Below are 19,900 nucleotides of genomic sequence, written 5' to 3' on the forward strand. Positions count from 1 at the left end.
CACTCCTGTTTTTCTGCGACATCCCATTATGAATCCGCGACATCATCAGATTATTCAACTGGTTAATAGCCGGGGCAGCGTGACGGTCAGTGAACTGGCACAGCTCACCGGGGTTTCTGAAGTTACCGTGCGTCAGGATCTCACGCTGCTGGAGCGTGACCGTCTGCTGCGGCGGGTTCACGGCTCTGCGCAGGCGCTGGACAGCGATAACGTCGGTACCCGCCTGAACACCCGCTACCCCATCAAGCAGACGCTGGCGCTTCACGCAGCCCGTCTGGTTGAGCCGGGGGAGTCGGTATTTATTGAAGGCGGCAGCACCAACGCCCTGCTGGCGCGCGCGCTGGCCGACCGTGCCGATCTGACCCTGATTACCGTCAGCCACTACATTGCCCAGCTTCTGCGTGAGGCGGCCTGCGAAGTGATTGTGCTGGGTGGGATGCTGCAGAAAAGCAGTGAGTCGGTTGTCGGCCCGCTGACCCGCTACTCCATTCAGCAGGTTCACTTTCACCGGGCATTTGTCGGCGTGGATGGCTGGCATCCGGAAACCGGCTTTACCGGTCGCAACATGCTGCGCTGTGATGTGGTGGATGCCGTTCTGGCAAAAGGGGCGGAAAACTACGCCCTGACCGACGCCTCTAAATTTGGCCAGATCCATCCCTATCCGCTCTCATCCGGTTATCAGGTCGGGCATGTGATTACCGATAAAACGCTGGATGCCGTCACGGCAGAGCAGCTTAAGGCGCGCGCGGTTAACGTGATAACGGTCGCCACGGGTTAAACCGCGCCCGGTCCCTGCGTGACCGAATCGCGTAGCATCAGGCTGGCGGTAAAGGGGGGATGGGCAGACCAGTCACCGCCATCCAGCATGGTCAGCAGGCGATGAATCGTCTCATTGATCATCTCCGTCACCGGCAGTTTCATGCTGGATAATGACGGCGTGATGTAGGGTGCCAGCGGGATATCATCGAAACCGATCACTGAAACCTGATCGGGCACCGCTATCCGGCACGCTGTAAGCCGTTTGATCGCCCCGATCGCCATCTCATCATTACTCGCCACCAGCGCGGAGAAGGATACCCCGCGTACCAGCAGCGTATCCACGGCCTCCATCCCGCTCTGAGCCGTCCAGCGGCCTGACACAATACGCGCCGGATCGGCGTCGAGACCCTGTGCTGCCAGCGCGGCACGATAGCCGGAGAGGCGTTCCACCCCGGTCGGGGAATCGAGCGATCCGGTAATAAAGGCGATGTCGCGATGCCCCTGATTCAGCAGATGACTCACCGCCGTGACGCTGCCGGCGTGCTGATCGCTGTAGATGCAGTAGCTTTGATTGACACGCAGCCGCCGGTTAATGACCAGGATCGGCTGTTTGTGACGGGAGATAATGGCATCCAGCGCATCAATGGACAGAAAGCGCGGATAGATGATGATGCCGTCGCAGCGCAGATCGAGCAGAAACTGAATTGCCGCCTGCTCCTGCTCCGCCGTATGTTTGCCATCGGCCAGAATCAGCTGGCGGCCCTGCTGCTCCAGTATGCGCGCCGAGTGCGCCATCAGTTCCGTAAAGTAGCTTCCGCTGTAGAGGGTGTTGGTGATCACCAGCCCGATAGTCTGAGAGCTTTTCGTTGCCAGATTGCGCGCCAGCAGATTAGGCCGGTAGCCGGTTTCGGCAATCGCATCGAGAACTCTCTGACGCTTTTCCTGACCGACATACCCGTTGCCGGAGAGCACGCGTGACACTGTCGCTTTTGAGACGCCCGCCCTGTTCGCCACTTCCTGAATCGTTGCCATGCTGATGCTCCTTTACTGCGTCGTTCTGCAGTCTACCTAAGCCTCTCAATATTGGAAATATTTACCCTCGCGCTCAGCCGGCCTTTGCGCCAATGGCGGGTGACGCCGGTCACAAAATGAAAATCTGGCTGATTTTTAGGCTTGTCCCGGTCATAAAAGCCCTTCATGATTTTGTGAAACCGGTTTCCTATCTGCCTGCATGCAGGCGCAAAACATAACAACATTGACCGATTTACCCTACAGAGAAGAGCGATCATGCCCAGAAACTATGCCGAGGTGTCACGCGCCATCGTCGATGCGCTAGGCGGCCTCAACAATATCGAAGCCGTAACGCACTGCATGACCCGACTGCGGTTTGTGGTGAAAGATGAAACCCAGGTGGACTATCCCCGGCTGAAAGCGATCGATGGCGTGATGGGCGTGGTTCACAACGACACCCAGTGTCAGGTGATCATTGGCAATAACGTCTCTCAGGCCTTTCAGGCGCTGCAGGCGATGGGATCCCCTGCCGCCGACTCATCCACGCCGGTGAAACGCAAAATCACGCTGAAAAGCATCGGCGCAGGCATTCTGGATGCGCTGGTCGGCACGATGTCACCGCTGATCCCGGCCATTATCGGCGGGTCGATGGTTAAGCTGCTGGCGATGATACTGGATATGGCCGGTGTGTTTGAAAAAGGCTCCTCCACGCTGGTGATCCTCAACGTGATTGGCGACGGGGCCTTTTTCTTCCTGCCGGTGATGGTAGCCGCCTCTGCCGCGCTGAAGTTTAAAACCAATATGTCGCTGGCGATCGCCATTGCTGGCGTGCTGGTGCACCCTAACTTTATCGATCTGATGGCGAAAGCGGCGCAGGGTCAGGCCGTAGAATTTGCCTTCATTCCGGTCACGGCGGTGAAATATACCTACACGGTGATTCCGGCGCTGGTGATGACCTGGATCCTGTCACACATTGAGCGCGGCGTGGACCGCATTACCCCGGCCGTCACCAAAAACTTCCTGAAACCGATGCTGATTGTGCTGATTGCCGCACCCATCGCAATCGTGCTGATTGGTCCGATTGGCATCTGGATCGGCAGCGGCATCTCTGCGCTGGTCTACACCGTCCATGGCTATCTCGGCTGGCTCTCAGTCGCGATTATGGGCGCGATCTGGCCCCTGCTGGTGATGACCGGTATGCACCGGGTGTTTACCCCGACCATCATTCAGACCATTGCTGAAACCGGCAAAGAGGGCATGGTGATGCCCTCCGAGATTGGTGCCAACCTGTCGCTGGGGGGATCGTCTCTGGCGGTAGCCTTCCGCACCAAAAACCGGGAACTGCGTCAGACCGCGCTCGCGGCGGCGGCCTCCGCTATCGTTGCCGGCATTTCAGAACCTGCGCTGTATGGTGTGGCCGTCCGGCTGAAACGCCCGCTGGTCGCCTGTCTGATCAGCGGTTTTATCTGCGGCGCGGTAGCAGGCATTGGCGGTCTGGCCAGCCACTCGATGGCGTCGCCTGGCCTGTTTACCAGCGTGCAGTTTTTTGATCCCACCAACCCGATGAGTATTGTCTGGGTCGGCGCGGTGATGGTGTTGTCTGTGGTGCTGTCGTTTGTGCTGACGCTGCTGTTAGGCTTTGAAGATATCCCTGAAACCGACGCCACCACCACGGCACAACCGGCAGCCGTACCCGAACGCGTCAACGCCATTAACAGCCACTAAAGGAAAGGGTCTTACCGACCCGGAAAAGAGGAATGCATGTCTGAATCAAGGTTTCCGCAAGGGTTTTTATGGGGCGGTGCACTGGCCGCCAACCAGAGCGAAGGCGGTTTTCGCGAAGGCGGAAAAGGGTTAACCACCGTCGATATGATCCCGAATGGCCCGCACCGGATGCCGGTCAAACTCGGTCTTGAAAAACGGTTTGCGCTTCGCGACGACGAGTTCTACCCCAGCCATAATGCGATCGATTTTTATCATCGCTACCGGGAGGACATCGCGCTGATGGCGGAGATGGGTTTCAGCGTGTTCCGCACCTCAATTGCCTGGAGCCGTCTCTATCCCAACGGCGATGAGCTGACACCTTGCCCGGAAGGCATTGCTTTTTACCGTTCAGTGTTTGAAGAGTGCCGGAAACATCAGATCGAACCGCTGGTCACCCTCTGCCATTTTGATGTGCCGATGCATCTGGTGACGGAGTATGGCTCGTGGCGTAACCGTAAAATGATCGACTTTTTTGCCCGCTATGCCCGCAGCTGTTTCGAGGCGTTTGATGGTCTGGTGAAGTACTGGCTGACCTTCAACGAGATTAATATCCTGCTCCACAGCCCCTTCTCGGGTGCCGGACTGGTGTTTGAACCCGACGAAAATCCGGAGCAGGTGAAATATCAGGCGGCGCATCATGAGCTGGTCGCCAGCGCGGAGGTGACCCGCATTGCGCATGAGGTCAATCCGGCTAACCAGGTTGGCTGCATGCTGGCGGGCGGCAACTTCTACCCCTGGTCGAGTAAACCGGAGGATGTCTGGGCCGCGCTGGAAAAAGATCGTGAAAACCTCTTCTTTATCGATGTGCAGGCACGCGGCGCCTATCCCGCCTACGCGGCCCGGCTGTTTCGGGAGAAAGGCGTAACGCTGAAGATCGAGGAGGGTGACGCGGAAATTCTGAAAAACAGCGTCGATTTTGTTTCGTTCAGCTACTACGCCTCACGCTGCGCCTCGGCGGAGATGAACGAGCAGAACAGCAGCGCCGCCAATGTGGTGAAGTCTCTGACGAATCCCCATGTGCCGCGCAGTGAATGGGGCTGGGGCATCGATCCACTCGGATTACGGATCACCATGAACATGATGTATGACCGCTATCAGAAGCCGCTTTTCCTGGTCGAAAATGGTCTGGGCGCACGCGATGAACCCGATGCCAGTGGCGAAATCCATGACGACTACCGCATCAGCTATCTGCGTGAACACATCCGCGCGATGGGTGACGCGATTGAAGATGGCGTGCCGGTCATGGGCTACACCAGCTGGGGCTGTATCGATCTGGTGGCGGCCTCAACCGGTGAGATGAGTAAGCGCTACGGTTTTGTCTATGTTGACCGTGACGATCTCGGGCGTGGTACGCTGGCCCGCACGCGTAAGAAGTCATTCTGGTGGTATAAGAAGGTCATTGCCAGCAACGGAGCCGATCTTGAGTGACAACGTCACTTATTGAGTGTTGTGTCTGCGGTGATACGCCTGTCAGCGACGCCGCAGGTATGCACTCAACCTGCCGTTGTACTCTGCCGGTAATTATCGTATAACCGATGTCTCCGAGGGGTGTCCTGTTATGGGCTGAGATGGCGTAAGCCGAACCCTTTGAACCTGATCTGGGTCATGCCAGCGAAGGGACGGGTCGGCAGATATTTCTGCGTCATCTCCTGCATCACTCCCTGTTCCAGCCCGTATGCCCGGATCTCCATTGTGACAGGAGATCTGATGACACATCCGCTTTTCGAAACCGGCTTTTACGGTCGTCTGCGTCAGCAGGCTGGCCCTCACTGGCACGCCTATGTGGCACATGACTTTGTACAGCAGCTCGGTCAGGGTACGCTGCCCCCCGCCGCGTTTCGCCATTATCTCACCCAGGATTATCTGTTTCTGCTGCACTTCGCCCGCGCCTGGGGCCTGCTGATAAGCAAGCTCTCCGCACCGGACGCCCTGCGCAGCGCGACGGCGTCGCTCAACGCCATCGTCAGCGAACTGCCGCTGCATCTGGACTACTGCCAGCAGTGGGGCATCAGCGAAGCGGCAATGGCGAGCGAACCGGAGGCGGTGGAAACGCTCAACTACACCCGCTATGTGCTGGATGTGGGTCACAGCGGCGATGCGCTGGAGTTGCTGACCGCGCTGATGCCCTGTGTCGCCGGTTACGCTGAAACGGGTCTGACCCTGCTACAGGATCCTGCAACCCGCTTCAGCGATAATCCTTATGCGGCGTGGATAGAAAACTACGGCGATGAGTCCTATCTGAACGGCGTTCGCAACGCCCTTTCGCTGTTTGAAACCCTGGCGGGCGAGCGTGCGGCTGAGCAGCGTTTTGCCTCACTGGCGCAGATTTTTACTACTGCCACACGGCTGGAATCCGCGTTCTGGCAGATGGGACTGAATCATGCGGCCAGTCGGCAGGTCCGCCCATGATTGCGTCAGCCTGTTCGGCGCCGCCCGGTATCGCAATCCGTCAGCTGTCACTCAGGTTGGGTCAGCAGCAGCTCTTCAGCCAGCTCACTCTGGAGATTGCGGGTGGCCAGTTTACAGCGTTGCTGGGGGCGAGCGGCGTGGGTAAAAGCAGTCTGATGCGGGTGATTGCCGGTCTGTTACCGCCTTCCTCCGGCCAGGTCAGCGGCAGTGATGGCCTGCCACTGACCGGACGCATCGCCTGGATGGGACAACAGGACTTGCTCTATCCGTGGCTGACAGTAGAGCAGAACGTTTGTCTGGCCAGCCGCCTGAACGGGGAGAAGCCGGATCGTGAGCGGGCGCAGCACCTGCTGGCGCGTGTCGGTCTGAGTCGTTATGCCACCGCACGGCCCGCGACGCTCTCCGGCGGGATGCGTCAGCGCGCCGCACTGGCTCGCACCCTCTATACCCGCCAGCCCGTAGTGCTGATGGATGAACCCTTCTCTGCGCTGGATGCCCTGACCCGCAGTCAGATTCAGACGCTGGCCGCGGAAGTGCTGGCCGGGCACACCGTGTTGCTGATAACGCATGATGCTGCAGAAGCCTGCCGATTGAGTCATCATCTGCTGGTAATCGGCCCGACGGGTATCGAAGCCTCTCCCTCCCTCCAGGGGCAGCCTCCACGGGCGGCAGAGGATGTCAGCGTCATCCGGAGTCAGGCTGCCGTGCTGAATCAGCTGAGCAGGTTAGCCGGATGACGTCAGGACAACGATCTGGCGGACTACGCCGTGGCGTGACGCTTTTTACGGGCCTCATCGGATTGTGGTGGCTCGTTACCCTTTCCGTCCCCGCTTTTTTGCTGCCCTCACCCCCGGCGGTCGCCACCGCGCTCTGGCAGAACGCCCGCTATCTCAGCCAGCACAGCCTCATCACCCTGACGGAGATCCTCAGCGGCATGGCACTGGGCGTGCTGCTGGGTGCCCTGCTCGCGCTGGGGATGTCCTTTTCGCCGCGGTTGCAGCGCTGGATGATGCCGCTGGTGATCACCAGCCAGGCGATCCCGGTGTTTGCGCTGGCGCCCCTGCTGGTGCTCTGGTTCGGCTTCGGGATGAGCGCCAAAGTCGCAATGGCGGTGCTGGTCATCTTTTTCCCGGTGACCTCCGCCTTTTTTGATGGCCTGCGCCGCGTCCCGCCCGGCTATCTCGATCTGGCCCGCACGCTGGGCGCCTCACGCGCGGCTCAGCTGCGTCATGTCCGGCTGCTGGCGGCACTGCCCGCGCTGGGGTCAGGTTTACGGATGGCGGCCGCGGTGGCCCCGATTGGCGCCATTATCGGAGAGTGGGTCGGCTCAGCGGAAGGACTGGGCTACGTCATGCTGAATGCCAATGCCCGGATGCAGAGTGATCTCTGCTTTGCCGCCCTGTTCATTCTGGTGCTGATGACGCTGCTGCTGTGGCTGTTCATCGATTTCCTGCTCCGTCGCCTGATTAGCTGGGCCCCCGAAACGGATTAATGACCTTAACTGACGAGAAAAAAGTATGACGAAAATACCGCTCTTTACCCTGCTGCTGGGTGCCGCCTTCGCCACCCCCCTTCAGGCAATGGAAAAACTGACGCTGGTGCTCGACTGGTATATCAATCCCGATCACGCGCCGATCATGGTGGCACAACAGACCGGCGCCTTTGCCGGAGAGGGGCTGGAGGTCAGCATCATTCCCCCTTCCGATCCGGCGCTGCCGCCGCGACTGGTGGCCGCAAAGCAGGCAGACTTAGCCATCACTTACCAGCCTCAGCTGCATTTCTTCGCCGACCAGGGCCTGCCACTGATGCGGGTCGGCACCCTGATCAATACGCCGCTGAATACGCTGATCACACTCGACAGGTCGATGAAGAGTCCGGGGGCGTTAAAAGGCAAACGCATCGGCTATTCCGTCAGCGGTATTGAGCAGGCGACGCTGGCGACCATGCTGAGCCATGAAGGAGTAAAGGCCGATCAGGTGAGGCTGATTAACGTCAACTTTCAGCTCACCAGCGCCCTGCTGACCGGAAAAGTGGATGCGGTGATCGGTGGCTATCGCAACATCGAAGCGCTGGAGATGAAATATAAGGGGAAAGATCCGGTGGTGTTTAACGTTGAGGATTACGGCGTTCCGGCTTATGACGAGCTGATCATCGTGGCCCATCGGGATGAGGCGCATTCAGAAAAGATCAGAAAATTTCTGCGGGCACTGAAGAAGGGAAATGCGACGTTACAGGCCCAGCCTGAAGCGAGCTGGCAACGGTTTGCCCGCGCCCATCCGGAACTGAATACGCCGTTAAATCACCAGTCATGGATAGCGACGCTGCCGCTGTTCGCCGCCGATCCGGCAAAACTGGATCGCGCACGCTATCAGGCTTATGAACAATTTCTCTTCGATAACCAGCTGATTAAACGCATGACCCCGGTTGATCGCTACGCCACTGAAAGCGAATAAGAGACCGGCCCGCAGCGTGCGCCGCGGGCCGATTTCCTAGCGGACCTTCTGATAGAGCCAGTGTTCGATGTCACTGGCGGGCAGCGGTTTTGAGAAGAAGTAACCCTGAATTTCGTCACAGCCGTAACTTTTCAGCAGTGCCAGCGTCGACTCGGTCTCGACCCCTTCCGCCAGTACGGTGTAGTTCAGCTCTTTCAGCATCTGAATAATGCACCTGACGATGATTTTAGACGCCTCATCCTCACCCATGCGCGAGATCAGGGAGCGATCGATTTTGATCACATCCAGCGGGATATCCTGCAGGTAGCTGATGTTGCTGTAGCCTACGCCGAAATCATCCAGTGAAATGACAAAGCCGTGCGATTTCAGTGCTTCCAGCCCCTTGATCCCCACATCGCTTTTGGTGATCAGTTCATTCTCCAGACATTCAATACCCATAATTGAGGCGGGGAGCTGCGCGGCCGTCAATTTCGCCAGCAGGTTGTCGGCAAAATCAGCTTTTGAGAAATCACGTTCACTGACGTTAATGGAGACCGGAATCAGATCGTATTCGCGATTCCAGCGCGCCAGTTGCTCTATCGTGTGATCGATGACCCAGTTGGTAAGATCGGAAATCAGATTCGTTTTACCCGCTAACGGAATAAATTCTGAAGGGAAAAGTTCACCCCGCTCAGGATGATTCCAGCGGATGAGTGCTTCCAGCCCGACAGTTTTGCCGGTTCTCAGGCAGATTTTGGGCTGCCAGGCGAGATAAAGCTCTTCATTTTTATGCAGCGCCTGCGCCAGATCGTTCATGATCATAAAGTCTTCGGTGCGGCGTGTATCGTAACTCTCATCAAACACCATCGCGCTGATGTTCTCATCAACCGCTTCGTGCAGCGCGCTTAACGCCTGACGCATCGTTTCATTGGCATCCATCTGCGACGGCACAAACTCGGTTTCGCCGGTGTGGACATCCAGATCAAGCGTAATGTTCTCGGCCAGATCGGCCTTGAGGCCTGTGAACAGCTCAACCATATTCTGCGCAGTGTAGCGACCAGACCAGGGCTGAATGATGGCGAAGCGGCCCGGTGCAAAGCTGTAGAGCGTTTCGTTTTCAGCCAGATTGAGTCGGTGAGCGACATCTTCCGCCATCTGCTTCAGCAGTTTCTCCATCGGGGCGATCCCGACGGCACGTGAAAGCTCATACGCGCGAATAATGTCGATGCAGTCGATCAGGATCAGACGAAAGCGGCTATGGGGTGCGGTCAGGGTCAGCTGCTGTATATCGCGCAGCAGGCGGGGACGATTCGGCAGATGCGTGATGACATCGGTAAAGCCCGCATTATTCCAGGCATCCAGAAACGAGGTGACCAGCGTTGCCAGTGAGCGCAGAACCGTCAGTTTCTCGTCGGTAAAGGGGTGAGGCTCGGTATCCGTGACGCAGAGCGTTCCCAGTACCGAACCTTCAAGATTCTGCAGCGAGACACCGGCGTAGAAACGGATATGCGGATCGCCTTTCACAAACGGGTGGGTGACGAAGCGCTCATCCAGCAGGGTGTCCACCACCACCAGATGGCCTTCGCCATCAATCACATGGCGGCAAAGTGACTCATCCCGGGTCGATTGCTGAAGATCGAAGTTGCGAGAGGCTTTAATATACTGATTATGGTCGTCAATAATCGAAATGAAGCTGCCTGAGATACCCAGGACCTCACTGGCAAGATTCACAAATCTTTCCAGCACCTCATCCCGGGTTTCATCCGGTGAGAGCAGTGCCTTAATAGCACTCAGTCGTTTTACGTCACTGCCATTTTGCTCGTTATGCACGAAACCTCTCCTATGCAGGCGCAAAATTCGAAATAATTTCGCTGCTTAATGCTCAATTAGCGCCCAATTATCAGATAAATAGCGGCTCAATCTGACAGTAATTCCACAGCGAAACAGTGTCGCACGATATCTGAACGCTGTCGAAATCATTTATTGTCCTTGCCACGTGCAACCTGCGGCGATTCCGGCCGGAACCCGAGTCCGATGAGGCGACCGGCCATAAACTTCAGAAAGGGCAGCCGACCGATTATCCCGGGAATGCGACTGCTGCCACCGGTTTTATTTTTGCTCTTTTTGCGGCTCATTTTGATCTGCAAAAACTGCGTGGCAACGGTAGGAAACTGACGGCGCTTCTGCACTTTTTCCAGGTCGCGCAGCTGCAGCTCACCAGCTTTAAGCGGCGCAGTCAGAATATTCGCCGTCGCCACCGCATCCTGGATCGCCAGATTTACACCCACCCCGCCTATGGGCGACATTGCATGCGCCGCATCGCCAATGCAGAGCACGCCAGGCTTCGCCCACTTATCGAGCCGGTCAATGCGGATAGAGAGCAGCTTAAACGCCGTCCAGTCCTCGATTTCCGCCATTCGCGCGGCTTCAAAAGGTGACAGGGCCGCGATCTCCGCTTTAAACGCATCAAGTCCGGCGGCCTGTTTCGCGTCAAACTCCCCCTTGGGGATAGTCAGCCCGCACTGCCAGTAGTCACCGCGATCGATAACGATAAAGTTTCGTCGCGGTCCCGTGTGCCCCACGCCCATATCAGGGTCGTGCGGCTGCCTGCTGAGACGGAACCAGATGACATCCCGTGCCGCGCCAAAAGCCTGACTGGTCAATCCTGCCGCTGCGCGTACCTGAGAATGTCGGCCATCCGCACCCACCACCACTTTGCAGCGGACATGAATGCGCTGATTTCCGCGCAGAGCCGTGACGCCACTGACCGTGCCATTTTCCTCATTAAGCGACGCAAAGGCGGTTGACCGCAGGAGAGTGTAGCCCGGATATCGGGCGCTGTGATCGGCAATAAAATTCAGGAAATCCCACTGCGGCATAAAAGCGATAAAGCGGCACTGAACCGGCAGGCGGGAAAAGTCGGCCATGGTGACTTTCTGGCCGGCAATCTCCGCCTCCAGCTTTTCGACCCGCTGATGCGGCAGCGTGAGAAATGCCTCCAGCAGGCCGAGCTGGTGCATCGTTTCCAGCGTAGAGGGGTGAATGGTGTCACCGCGAAAATCGTGCAGAAAATCGGCGTGCTTTTCGATGACTACCACGCGCACTCCTGCCCGGACGAGCAGATAGCCCAGCATCAGGCCGGCCGGGCCGCCCCCGACAATACAACAGTCAGCGGTGAGGATTTCAGTAGAATGTGGCTGCATGTCGGCTCCCTGTCACGCCAGTATTGCTATGATTATTGCGTCAACCGTGGCGACAACGCCGCAGTCGGTCGATAGTGCTCTCTTCAGGCTTACCACTCTGGGTGATTAATCACCTACTGAAAAACTGCGGAGGACAGCCTGCTGTCATCCGCCGTCAGGAGATCAGTATGAACCCGATCCGAATCACGCTCTCCGTTCTGCTAATGTCAGCCCCGCTGATTGTTACCGCCGCGCCCTATGACACGCTGAAGTTTGCGCTGCGCCAGCAGCAGATCACCGACGATCTGCGGCAGAAATGTTCACTGCCGTCCGCCACGTCCGACGAAACCCTGCGCCAGACGTTTCTTCATGATCAGCAGAACCATGCAACGTTGATTGCCGCGGCTCAGGCCCTGAAAAATCAGGATACGCCAGCCTACCGCGAACGCATGGCGCAAGTGGTTTGTCCACCGCAGGCGAAATAGCCGCTTTCCTCAGCTGAAATTGATCCTGACGTTTGTTTTCACCTTATCTCTCAGTAAACTGGAGCGCTGGTCTGGTTGAACAAGAATCCCTCTCAATGAATGAAGAAATACCGCAACCGGTTTATGTTCCCCGCTCCATCGCGGCACGCAGCCGGATGTTCCGCGCCCTGCTCCACCGTGATAAGACGCCGCTGGCGATGCTGTTTTGCGCTGCGCTGGTCGGTTCGCTGGTTGGCCTGGCCGGGGTAGCCTTTGCCCGCGCCGTTGAGGCTATTCAGCAATGGCGCGCCGACACACTGATACCCGCCCACTTTCAGGGCTGGACACTCTATGTGGCCGCCTTTGCCATCTCGGCGTTGCTGGCGATGGTCGGCTATTTTCTGGTCAGACGCTTCGCCCCCGAAGCGGGTGGCTCCGGTATTCCGGAAATTGAAGGGGCGCTGGAGGAGCTGAGGCCGGTGCGCTGGTGGCGGGTGATTCCGGTAAAATTTTTTGGTGGCATGGGCACGCTGGGTGCCGGAATGGTACTGGGCCGGGAAGGCCCGACGGTGCAGCTGGGCGGCAATATCGGCCGGATGGTGATTGATATTCTCGGGATGCGCAGCAATGAGGCGCGGCATACACTGCTGGCAACCGGTGCGGCGGCCGGTCTGGCAGCGGCGTTTAACGCGCCGCTGGCGGGCATTCTGTTCATTATTGAAGAGATGCGTCCGCAATTCCGCTATAACCTGATATCCATTAAGGCCGTGTTTACCGGCGTGATTATGGCCAGCATCGTCTTTCGCTGCTTTAACGGCGAACAGGCGGTCATCTCCGTAGGCAAACTGGCGGATGCGCCGGTGCAGACGCTGTGGCTCTATCTGGTGCTGGGCATGATTATCGGGATGGTTGGTGTACTGTTTAATCGCCTGATTTTTCTGACACAAGATATGTTTGCCCGCTTCTACGCCGGTAAAACCGCACGGGTTGTACTGGCGGGGGGCTTGTTAGGGGGCGGCTGTGGCATTCTGGCGCTGCTGTTCGCCCCAGGAGCGGGTGGCGGTTCAGAACTGATGCCCCAGGCTGTGCATGGCGTCTTCCCCTTCGCGCTGCTGCTGCTGATCTTTCTGGTCAGGCTGATTACCACCCTGCTCTGTTTCAGTTCAGGTGCACCGGGCGGTATTTTTGCGCCGATGCTGGCGCTGGGAACTCTGCTGGGTACCGCTTTTGGTGTGGCGATGACCGATCTCTTTCCGTTCTATCAGCTGGAGCCCGGTACGTTCGCTATCGCAGGGATGGGTGCACTGTTTGCGGCCTCGGTCAGAGCACCTCTCACCGGCATCGTGCTGGTGCTGGAGATGACCGACAACTATCAGTTGATCTTACCGATGATTATCACCTGTCTGGGCGCGACGCTGCTGGCGCAGTTCCTGGGGGGCAAACCGCTCTATTCATCTATTCTGGCCCGCACGCTGGCCCGGCAGTCGGCCGTGACGCCTCCCTAGGCGGACATTCACGCCGCGGGATAAAGGTTCTCATCCCAACCGGCTACCCGCCTCTCAGGGCGGGTAGCCCGGTCACTTACTTGTCATCAAAATAGTCCGCAGGCATCTGGCCGGGTGCCAGATTGATCACTTCATCATTATCCGGCCCCTCATTTTTCATGTAGGTGACCTTAGCGAACTCAGGAATAATCACGTAGGGGTAAGCGGGACCTTCGTCGCGGAAGCGATGCATATCATCAATGAAGTCATTCTGATAGCAGATAGTTTTTTCAGGATGCTGACCTTCTCCGGCAATCCACTGCGGGAAGAAGATGGTTCCGTGCAGGAGAGTGCGATTAAGATCGAACAGCAGGCTGACGCAGGTTCCGGTCGGCTCATGCCAGTCTACTTTGTAGATGCCCGGGGCAAACTGAACCGCGTGCATCTTCTGGTTGGTCACCCAGCGGCCGCCCACCAGCCCCTGATGAATGCGGTAGTCACAGGTCGTTTCGTTACGCGCGTACCACTCATATTTCCAGCCATTATCATAGGTATAGACAAAGTGCGTACCCACGAACTGAGACAGATCGCTGGCAATATCCTCTGGAGATTCTGCAGACATGTTACCCTCTCTGAACAGGCGCCCGGACCGGGCGCAGATAAATGTATAAACCAGCCGGCAAATACTCACTATGGACCAGACTGGCTGAATTGCCATCCAGAGCAGGAAATTGTCATCGGACTGTCACAGAGCCGGAACGGTCACATTGAAAGAGAAGGGTCACTGAGCAAGAATCGATTAAATGCCTGAAAGAAAGATAAAAGCCCTGACTGAGACAGCCAGGGCTTTTAGGTTACTACTGATTTAACATTTACCATTAACTAACTTAATTAACAGGAACAACTTTGGTACAGCTATTTATGAACAGATTCTGCGGATAATAATGAACACGGTTACAGAATGTCACTATTATTAACGGTCTCAACCACCTGAGAGTCTTTCGTGAGACAAAGACAGGTCAGGCCCGTATAAATCTGCACACCCCCATCGCGATATATACTCTTTGATGCGTTGCCTTACATTCATTACGACGTGTAATCCGCAACCGTAACCGTCGTAAAGTCACGTTCAGAACTACGAGGCCTTACATCATCGCGATGCAATACTGCTTATCTCTCAGTGCGTTACTACGACTCAATTTAACAGGATTGTGATTAACTCAAAAGAGCTGATGACAACAATGTTTAACAGAACCGCCGACAGCTTAAGCGAATAAGTCCATCGACACCGATAACACCGTTAATTCCCGGTGTGTCAGGGCACTTTCATGCCGCTGATAATTCTTAATCTACCTCTGATATAAATAATGTCAACACTGGAATTTAACCCATGTTTATATCTTCAGTGTTCCGGAAATTATGCAGGGAGTAATAATCGATATATTGATCCTGAATAATTCGGCAGGTAACTATTTTGACAGAGAGGATTAAAAGGCGAGCACAAGGGCGCCGACAGACGCCCCAGTGAAAGACCCGACGCTATTTTTTCAGACTCGCCAGCAGAACCTTCGCGGTCTCAGACGAGGAGCCCGGGTTCTGCCCGGTAATCAGCAGACCATCCTGGACAGTGTAGGACTGCCAGTCCTCTCCCCGTGAATAGAGACCGCCATTCTGTTTCAGCGCGTCTTCCACGAGGAATGGCACGACGTCGGTCAGGCCAACGCCCTCCTCTTCACTGTTAGTGAATCCCGTGACTTTCTTCCCCTTAACCAGAGGCGTGCCATCCGGATTTTTCACATCGCGCAATACGCCAGGTGCGTGGCAGACCAGTGCTACCGGTTTGCCAGCCTGCAGGGTCTGCTCAATCAGTGCAATGGAGTGTTTGTCATTTGCCAGATCCCATAGCGGGCCATGGCCGCCCGGATAGAACACAGCGTCAAATGCATTCGGGCTCACGCTGTCCAGTTTGTGGGTAGAAGCCAGCACCGCCTGCGCAGCCGAATCGCTATGGAAGCGACGGGTATCCGCGGTCTGAGAGTCGGCTTCATCACTTTTAGGATCGAGCGGAGGTTGTCCTCCCTGTGGTGATGCCAGGGTTACGTCTGCACCCGCGTCAAGAAAGGCATAGTAAGGTGCGGCAAACTCTTCCAGCCAGAAACCGGTTTTCTTGCCGGTATTACCCAGCTCATCATGTGAGGTCAAAACCATCAGAATCTTCATGTCCGCTCCCTGTAAGCGTTGCAGGTTAAGAGTTCAGGCGCGTCATACCCGATGTTAATCGCGCCTTCTTCTGTTTTGTCCGTCAGTGGTGACGGACTCTGAGGAATCACTGAAATTTACCGCTTAATATTCGGTGATCCGCAACCCATTATAGTTCATCACTATTCTTTTCGTTTTTCTGCCGGATAGCCGTGTCAGACTCTCTGCAAAGGTTCTCTCACCAGCCTGAGATGAGCACAACCCGGCACAACTAGTTAGCATGATCACGATTACCGCACTAATAGTTAATATAGATATGGTAACTATGGTTATTATTATTCCCATCGGAGGCACACATCCTCCTCATTGATAAACAGGAATATGACCATGAAAAACGTAAAAGCACTTTCAATTGCCGCTCTCGCCACCCTTTCACTGATCTCATTTGGCAGCTTCGCGCAGAGCGTGTCTGTGACCTCCTCAACACTGGATGGCGCAGAGTCAAAAATCGCTGCTCAGGCGCAGGAACAGGGCGCGCAATACAAAATCACCGAAGCGAACACCAACAACCGTGTTCATATGACCGCAGAACTGTATAAATAACGGATGGTCGCAAACGGAATTGCCAGAAGAGGCTGCCCAACGGGCAGCCTTTTTTGTGTCGGTCAGGCGAGGCGTGCGGCTGGTGCGCTGCCGGTGCGCCACCATAAAATCAGTGCCGCCAGGGCGATCACGCCCAGAACAGCAAAGGCGGTGCTGTAGGAGTAACGCGCGGCGATCATGCCCGTCATGGCCGGACTCAGCGCAGCGCCCGCTCCCTGCATCAGCATAATCACGCTTTGCCCGGCGTTAACATGGCCGGAGCCACGCAGCAGAGAGACGATATAACCCGGCACCGCCACCCCCAGTATCCCGGCTGCCACCCCATCCAGTACCTGAACCGGTATAACAAAGAGGGGAGCGGCAAAGCCCGCCGCAATCACCGCGCGCAGCGGTAAGATCATCAGGGCGATCATAATAAAGAGTCGGTAGCCGTGTGTTTCGACCCGTTTAGAGACCCATAGCGCCACCGGAATCATCACCAGCTGCGAGATCACCACCGTTGCCGCAGCATAGAGGCCAGGGCTGACCGCTGCCTGACCGCCTGCCGAGGCGACGCGCATGCTCAGCATCGGCAGCAGCGCGGCATTGGCAAGATGAAACAGCAGCAGCGTCACACCGGCCACCAGCAGTGCCGGTTTGCGTATCAACATCGATAAGCGCGGCGCGGGTTCACGCTCTTCATTCTGCTCGTAACCGCGGGCAACGTCGTTATCGATCTCATCGCCGCGAATCGCTATCGTGGCAACAGCAGCGAAGAGCGCCATCACCGTCATCAGAATAAAGACCGCGCCCATTCCCCAGTACCAGGCTGAAAACCCCGCCAGCAGTGCGGCGATGGTATTCCCGCCGTGGTTAAAGGCCTCATTGCGACCCATCTGATGGTTAAAGCCGCGCTGGCCGGTCAGTCCCAGGGTAATGCCCGCCACGGTCGGGCCGATAAAGGCCGCCGCTATTCCCGCCACGATTTGTGAGACCATGGCGGTCCAGGTCTGATTGCTGTACCAGAGCAACAGCGTGGCGACCGTGATCACCAGACAACCCAGCAGCACAATCATTTTCTTGTGTCGGGTGGCGTCGGCCGCGATCCCGGCAGGCAGCGTGGCCAGTAACCCGGCGATGCCGCCGCAGGTCATGACCAGACCGATTTCGTCGGGACGCCAGTGTCGCTCCGTCAGAAAGATGCCCAGAAATGGCCCCAGCCCATCGCGAACATCGGCCAGAAAAAAGCTCATTAAACAGAGCGCGTAGAGAGAACGCTGTGACATGTTATTTCCCTGGAAGGTAAGTGTTAAAGGCAATTGCGCTTCGGTTAAAAAGGAAATTATGTGTTACAACGAGGAAAGTCACATTTCGTTATAGTAACAAAATGAAAAAGGCCACTCGTATCTGGATACGGGTGGCCCTGACGTGTTTCGCGGTAAATGCGCGGCTTATTTATCGGTGCCGAAACCCTGCTTCAGCAGTGCAGGCAGCACAGCCGGGAAGTAGATGTTTTTGTAATAACCACCGACGCTTACACTCCAGCTTTCGCCATCGTCGCGTCCGATGTTTTTCCAGTGCTGCACCATCTCATCGTTATAAGCGGCAATCTGCTGCTCCAGCCCCTGAGTTTTATAGGTCTCGTCATGGCGGAAGGTCGCCAGCGGCAGACGGGGTTTCTGATGAGCGGGTTCATCAACATGACCAATGACCACCCCCGCCACAGGGAACGTCAGCGGCGGCAGATCCAGCAATGAAATCATCGCCTGTGGATCGCGACGGATCCCGCCAATTGGCACAATGCCTAATCCTTCTGCGCGCGCGGCAGCCATCACAGAGCCCAGCGCAATCCCGATATCGGTTGAGCCAGAGACGATGCTTTCGATGCTCTGATGCGCGATTTGCTGCTGATCGACCGCAGACATCGCTACGGCAGATTTATGCATATCAAGTACAAAGGTGATGAACACCGGTGCTTTAGCAATCCACGGCTGACCACCCGCAATCGCGGCGATCTCCGCGCGACGGCCTGCGTCACGCGTGATGACAACAGAAACCTGCTGCGAGTTGACCGATGTTGGCGCACGGTAAGCGGTACTGATAATCCGATCCAGTACAGCCTCATCAACGGGTTGCTCAGTGAAACTGCGTTCACTTTTGTGACTTGTGAAAATATCAATCAGATCGCTCATAGTTCCTCCCATTTAAAAAGCAACTATAACAGTAACGTATTCGCACGCTTGGTATTTCGAGGGTTTTTTAGCACCCTTTTGTAACCGTTTTTAAACACGTCTGCGTCTCTGTACACGTTTAAAACGCCGGAGTTAAAGTCACCGAATCACTCACCGCCGGTGCGCTATTTAGTCAGTCCCGTTACCGGACATCTTTTAAGCGCTGTGTGCAACTGACAATGCAATGCTATCTGCTGAAACGCGCCGCCCGGATTGAGTCATTACCCTTCAGGCAATTTTTTCCTGCTTCACCGTTTGATCGCGGCTAAAAAGCAGACAGGTAGCAGAGGCCTTTATCATACCTGCGGCGTTGACCACTCTTTCCTGAAGTCCCATTCCATATTCTGACAATTCATCAAAAAGAACCGAAGGTAACCCATTTAAGCGCTATGTGAATAAACCGATCACACAATTGTGCACATCTTTCAGGTTATATTGATCAAGCGCATTACTGAAGCGTTAACCGTATTTACATAAAAAGAACGGCCAGATAATGTGAGACATAAAACAGGGATGAATGGTTCGAGGGAATGAGCAATGCCATACAGCCATCAGGTGATAAGATATTTACAGCAAAATAACATTTTAGCTAATCAACTCGATCACGCTGTCTCAGGCGTTAAGGAAGCCGTATTAAATCAGATTGAGATGACAGGCGCTGGCGCCAGACGCTTGCTCTATTACACCTCCTGCTTTACCGATGAATATAAAGATGTTTGCCTGCAGCAAAAGACCGAAGATATTCGCTTTGCGAAAGGTATTTACCACCTATTGCGACATGAAGATATTATTTATGAAATGCTTAATATCTATTTTAATGAGATATTGCGCTATAAAACACCTGAGCAACTACAACATATTAAGCATTTGCTTATGGCAACAAATATTCATATCGCAGCAAGTTCATTGACTAATTTAGGATTTGCATCAGCGACGGCAACTGCAGTTTCATTGGGTTTAAATATTCATCAAAATATAGCAGCTCTTGCAGGACGTATGGGAGGGGGCATCATAATGGCAACGGGTTTTTATGGCATAGTGCAAAAAGCTGCTGATAGTGCTCAAAGCTTACATATTAAATTCCCCGCTTATTATCAGACTTTATACATGCATGAGCTTGAAATGATGTATTTTTTAATAGACCCTCTATTTAAACGTGCTGAGGTATTTCAGCACGTAGCGTCAGACGAAAATATAGCAAACATCATCACCAGGATGATAAGATAATGCTGCTTAATATTATTAAACGACTTCTGAAGCGGATTTTCACTTCACTGATAGGGTTATATGCTCCACAGGCTATAATAATTGCCTATGCCTTATTCCAGATAATACTATTTCCTTCAGCCCCACTCTGGCTTGTGCCAATATTTGCCCTGATAG

18 protein-coding genes and 1 riboswitch are annotated in these 19,900 nt (G+C 55.4%); of the genes, 11 read left to right on the forward strand and 7 right to left on the reverse strand.

The annotated features are described in order from the left end of the window. Positions 1 to 28 precede the first annotated feature (28 nt). On the forward strand, positions 29 to 778 hold the full coding sequence (locus tag F3I47_RS13810) for a DNA-binding transcriptional regulator YciT (protein WP_150029151.1): 750 nt from the start codon (positions 29 to 31) through the stop codon (positions 776 to 778). Here the strand turns inward: F3I47_RS13810 and F3I47_RS13815 are convergent. Beyond that, positions 775 to 1,791 (reverse strand): LacI family DNA-binding transcriptional regulator, encoded by a 1,017-nt coding sequence (locus F3I47_RS13815; protein ID WP_150029152.1) that lies wholly within the window; start codon positions 1,789 to 1,791, stop codon positions 775 to 777. The genes F3I47_RS13810 and F3I47_RS13815 overlap by 4 nt on opposite strands. A gap of 255 nt (positions 1,792 to 2,046) precedes the next feature. Here F3I47_RS13815 and ascF point away from each other — a divergent pair, with 255 nt between their 5' ends. From ascF to F3I47_RS13845, 6 genes are all read left to right on the forward strand, one after another. Next, positions 2,047 to 3,495, forward strand: coding sequence for a PTS cellobiose/arbutin/salicin transporter subunit IIBC (ascF, locus tag F3I47_RS13820; RefSeq protein WP_058957089.1), 1,449 nt, complete (start codon positions 2,047 to 2,049; stop codon positions 3,493 to 3,495). A 36-nt stretch (positions 3,496 to 3,531) separates the two neighbouring features. After that, complete coding sequence (locus F3I47_RS13825) at positions 3,532 to 4,962, forward strand: 6-phospho-beta-glucosidase (RefSeq protein WP_150029153.1); 1,431 nt, start codon at positions 3,532 to 3,534, stop codon at positions 4,960 to 4,962. Between the two features lie 106 nt (positions 4,963 to 5,068). After that, a riboswitch (TPP riboswitch) is annotated at positions 5,069 to 5,171 on the forward strand. Between the two features lie 70 nt (positions 5,172 to 5,241). Continuing rightward, on the forward strand, positions 5,242 to 5,943 hold the full coding sequence (gene tenA, locus F3I47_RS13830) for a thiaminase II (RefSeq protein WP_150029154.1): 702 nt from the start codon (positions 5,242 to 5,244) through the stop codon (positions 5,941 to 5,943). Then, the gene (locus F3I47_RS13835) at positions 5,940 to 6,680 is read left to right on the forward strand and encodes an ABC transporter ATP-binding protein (protein ID WP_150029155.1); all 741 of its coding nucleotides are present in this window, start codon (positions 5,940 to 5,942) and stop codon (positions 6,678 to 6,680) included. The genes tenA and F3I47_RS13835 overlap by 4 nt, the downstream gene beginning before the upstream one ends. Further along, on the forward strand, positions 6,677 to 7,435 hold the full coding sequence (locus F3I47_RS13840; protein ID WP_046102761.1) for an ABC transporter permease: 759 nt from the start codon (positions 6,677 to 6,679) through the stop codon (positions 7,433 to 7,435). Before F3I47_RS13835 ends, F3I47_RS13840 begins: the two co-directional genes overlap by 4 nt. Before the next feature lie 25 nt (positions 7,436 to 7,460). Further along, the gene (locus tag F3I47_RS13845) at positions 7,461 to 8,396 is read left to right on the forward strand and encodes an ABC transporter substrate-binding protein (RefSeq protein WP_150029156.1); all 936 of its coding nucleotides are present in this window, start codon (positions 7,461 to 7,463) and stop codon (positions 8,394 to 8,396) included. A gap of 36 nt (positions 8,397 to 8,432) precedes the next feature. Here the strand turns inward: F3I47_RS13845 and F3I47_RS13850 are convergent, their stop codons facing one another. Together F3I47_RS13850 and F3I47_RS13855 are read right to left on the reverse strand one after the other, a co-directional pair. Further along, positions 8,433 to 10,205, reverse strand: a complete 1,773-nt coding sequence (locus F3I47_RS13850; RefSeq protein WP_150029157.1) for an EAL domain-containing protein — start codon at positions 10,203 to 10,205, stop codon at positions 8,433 to 8,435. 146 nt (positions 10,206 to 10,351) lie between these two features. After that, positions 10,352 to 11,578 carry an FAD-dependent oxidoreductase gene (locus F3I47_RS13855; protein ID WP_150029158.1) on the reverse strand — a complete coding sequence of 409 codons (1,227 nt, stop codon included), beginning with the start codon at positions 11,576 to 11,578 and terminating at the stop codon, positions 10,352 to 10,354. Positions 11,579 to 11,745: 167 nt separating this feature from the next. Between F3I47_RS13855 and F3I47_RS13860 the strand changes: the two genes are divergently transcribed. Continuing rightward, positions 11,746 to 12,042, forward strand: a complete 297-nt coding sequence (locus F3I47_RS13860; RefSeq protein ID WP_150029159.1) for a YicS family protein — start codon at positions 11,746 to 11,748, stop codon at positions 12,040 to 12,042. Between the two features lie 95 nt (positions 12,043 to 12,137). Next, positions 12,138 to 13,526: a H(+)/Cl(-) exchange transporter ClcA gene (gene clcA, locus F3I47_RS13865; protein WP_150029160.1), complete on the forward strand. Its 1,389-nt coding sequence runs from the start codon at positions 12,138 to 12,140 to the stop codon at positions 13,524 to 13,526. A 76-nt stretch (positions 13,527 to 13,602) separates the two neighbouring features. Here clcA and F3I47_RS13870 read toward each other — a convergent pair whose 3' ends face one another. Further along, positions 13,603 to 14,127: a phenolic acid decarboxylase gene (locus F3I47_RS13870; protein WP_140029343.1), complete on the reverse strand. Its 525-nt coding sequence runs from the start codon at positions 14,125 to 14,127 to the stop codon at positions 13,603 to 13,605. A gap of 917 nt (positions 14,128 to 15,044) precedes the next feature. Continuing rightward, entirely contained in the window at positions 15,045 to 15,725 is a 681-nt protein-coding gene (locus tag F3I47_RS13875; RefSeq protein WP_150029161.1) for a type 1 glutamine amidotransferase domain-containing protein, read from the reverse strand. Between the two features lie 366 nt (positions 15,726 to 16,091). Between F3I47_RS13875 and F3I47_RS13880 the strand changes: the two genes are divergently transcribed. Continuing rightward, complete coding sequence (locus tag F3I47_RS13880) at positions 16,092 to 16,307, forward strand: YdgH/BhsA/McbA-like domain containing protein (RefSeq protein WP_009092831.1); 216 nt, start codon at positions 16,092 to 16,094, stop codon at positions 16,305 to 16,307. A gap of 62 nt (positions 16,308 to 16,369) precedes the next feature. On the opposite strand, the gene F3I47_RS13885 is transcribed toward F3I47_RS13880, so the two are convergent. Next, the gene (locus tag F3I47_RS13885) at positions 16,370 to 17,572 is read right to left on the reverse strand and encodes an MFS transporter (RefSeq protein ID WP_140029341.1); all 1,203 of its coding nucleotides are present in this window, start codon (positions 17,570 to 17,572) and stop codon (positions 16,370 to 16,372) included. A 165-nt stretch (positions 17,573 to 17,737) separates the two neighbouring features. Beyond that, a complete protein-coding gene (locus F3I47_RS13890; RefSeq protein WP_150029162.1) occupies positions 17,738 to 18,478 on the reverse strand; it encodes a nitroreductase family protein in 741 nt (246 codons plus the stop codon). A 576-nt stretch (positions 18,479 to 19,054) separates the two neighbouring features. Between F3I47_RS13890 and F3I47_RS13895 the strand changes: the two genes are divergently transcribed. Continuing rightward, entirely contained in the window at positions 19,055 to 19,744 is a 690-nt protein-coding gene (locus tag F3I47_RS13895; RefSeq protein ID WP_150029163.1) for a hypothetical protein, read from the forward strand. Positions 19,745 to 19,900: the final 156 nt, after the last annotated feature.

The sequence above is a fragment of the Pantoea sp. M_10 genome, assembly GCF_008631515.1.
GTDB lineage: Bacteria > Pseudomonadota > Gammaproteobacteria > Enterobacterales > Enterobacteriaceae > Pantoea > Pantoea anthophila.

Excerpts from the sequence above, each read along its gene's own strand:
- F3I47_RS13860 (WP_150029159.1), top strand. The coding sequence starts at position 11,746 with ATGAACCCGATCCGAATCACGCTCTCCGTTCTGCTAATGTCAGCCCCG.
- F3I47_RS13840 (WP_046102761.1), top strand. The coding sequence starts at position 6,677 with ATGACGTCAGGACAACGATCTGGCGGACTACGCCGTGGCGTGACGCTT.
- clcA (WP_150029160.1), top strand. The coding sequence starts at position 12,138 with ATGAATGAAGAAATACCGCAACCGGTTTATGTTCCCCGCTCCATCGCG.
- F3I47_RS13825 (WP_150029153.1), top strand. The coding sequence starts at position 3,532 with ATGTCTGAATCAAGGTTTCCGCAAGGGTTTTTATGGGGCGGTGCACTG.
- F3I47_RS13835 (WP_150029155.1), top strand. The coding sequence starts at position 5,940 with ATGATTGCGTCAGCCTGTTCGGCGCCGCCCGGTATCGCAATCCGTCAG.
- F3I47_RS13880 (WP_009092831.1), top strand. The coding sequence starts at position 16,092 with ATGAAAAACGTAAAAGCACTTTCAATTGCCGCTCTCGCCACCCTTTCA.
- tenA (WP_150029154.1), top strand. The coding sequence starts at position 5,242 with ATGACACATCCGCTTTTCGAAACCGGCTTTTACGGTCGTCTGCGTCAG.
- F3I47_RS13845 (WP_150029156.1), top strand. The coding sequence starts at position 7,461 with ATGACGAAAATACCGCTCTTTACCCTGCTGCTGGGTGCCGCCTTCGCC.
- F3I47_RS13895 (WP_150029163.1), top strand. The coding sequence starts at position 19,055 with ATGCCATACAGCCATCAGGTGATAAGATATTTACAGCAAAATAACATT.
- F3I47_RS13855 (WP_150029158.1), bottom strand. The coding sequence starts at position 11,578 with ATGCAGCCACATTCTACTGAAATCCTCACCGCTGACTGTTGTATTGTC.
- F3I47_RS13885 (WP_140029341.1), bottom strand. The coding sequence starts at position 17,572 with ATGTCACAGCGTTCTCTCTACGCGCTCTGTTTAATGAGCTTTTTTCTG.
- ascF (WP_058957089.1), top strand. The coding sequence starts at position 2,047 with ATGCCCAGAAACTATGCCGAGGTGTCACGCGCCATCGTCGATGCGCTA.
- F3I47_RS13815 (WP_150029152.1), bottom strand. The coding sequence starts at position 1,791 with ATGGCAACGATTCAGGAAGTGGCGAACAGGGCGGGCGTCTCAAAAGCG.
- F3I47_RS13890 (WP_150029162.1), bottom strand. The coding sequence starts at position 18,478 with ATGAGCGATCTGATTGATATTTTCACAAGTCACAAAAGTGAACGCAGT.
- F3I47_RS13810 (WP_150029151.1), top strand. The coding sequence starts at position 29 with ATGAATCCGCGACATCATCAGATTATTCAACTGGTTAATAGCCGGGGC.
- F3I47_RS13870 (WP_140029343.1), bottom strand. The coding sequence starts at position 14,127 with ATGTCTGCAGAATCTCCAGAGGATATTGCCAGCGATCTGTCTCAGTTC.
- F3I47_RS13875 (WP_150029161.1), bottom strand. The coding sequence starts at position 15,725 with ATGAAGATTCTGATGGTTTTGACCTCACATGATGAGCTGGGTAATACC.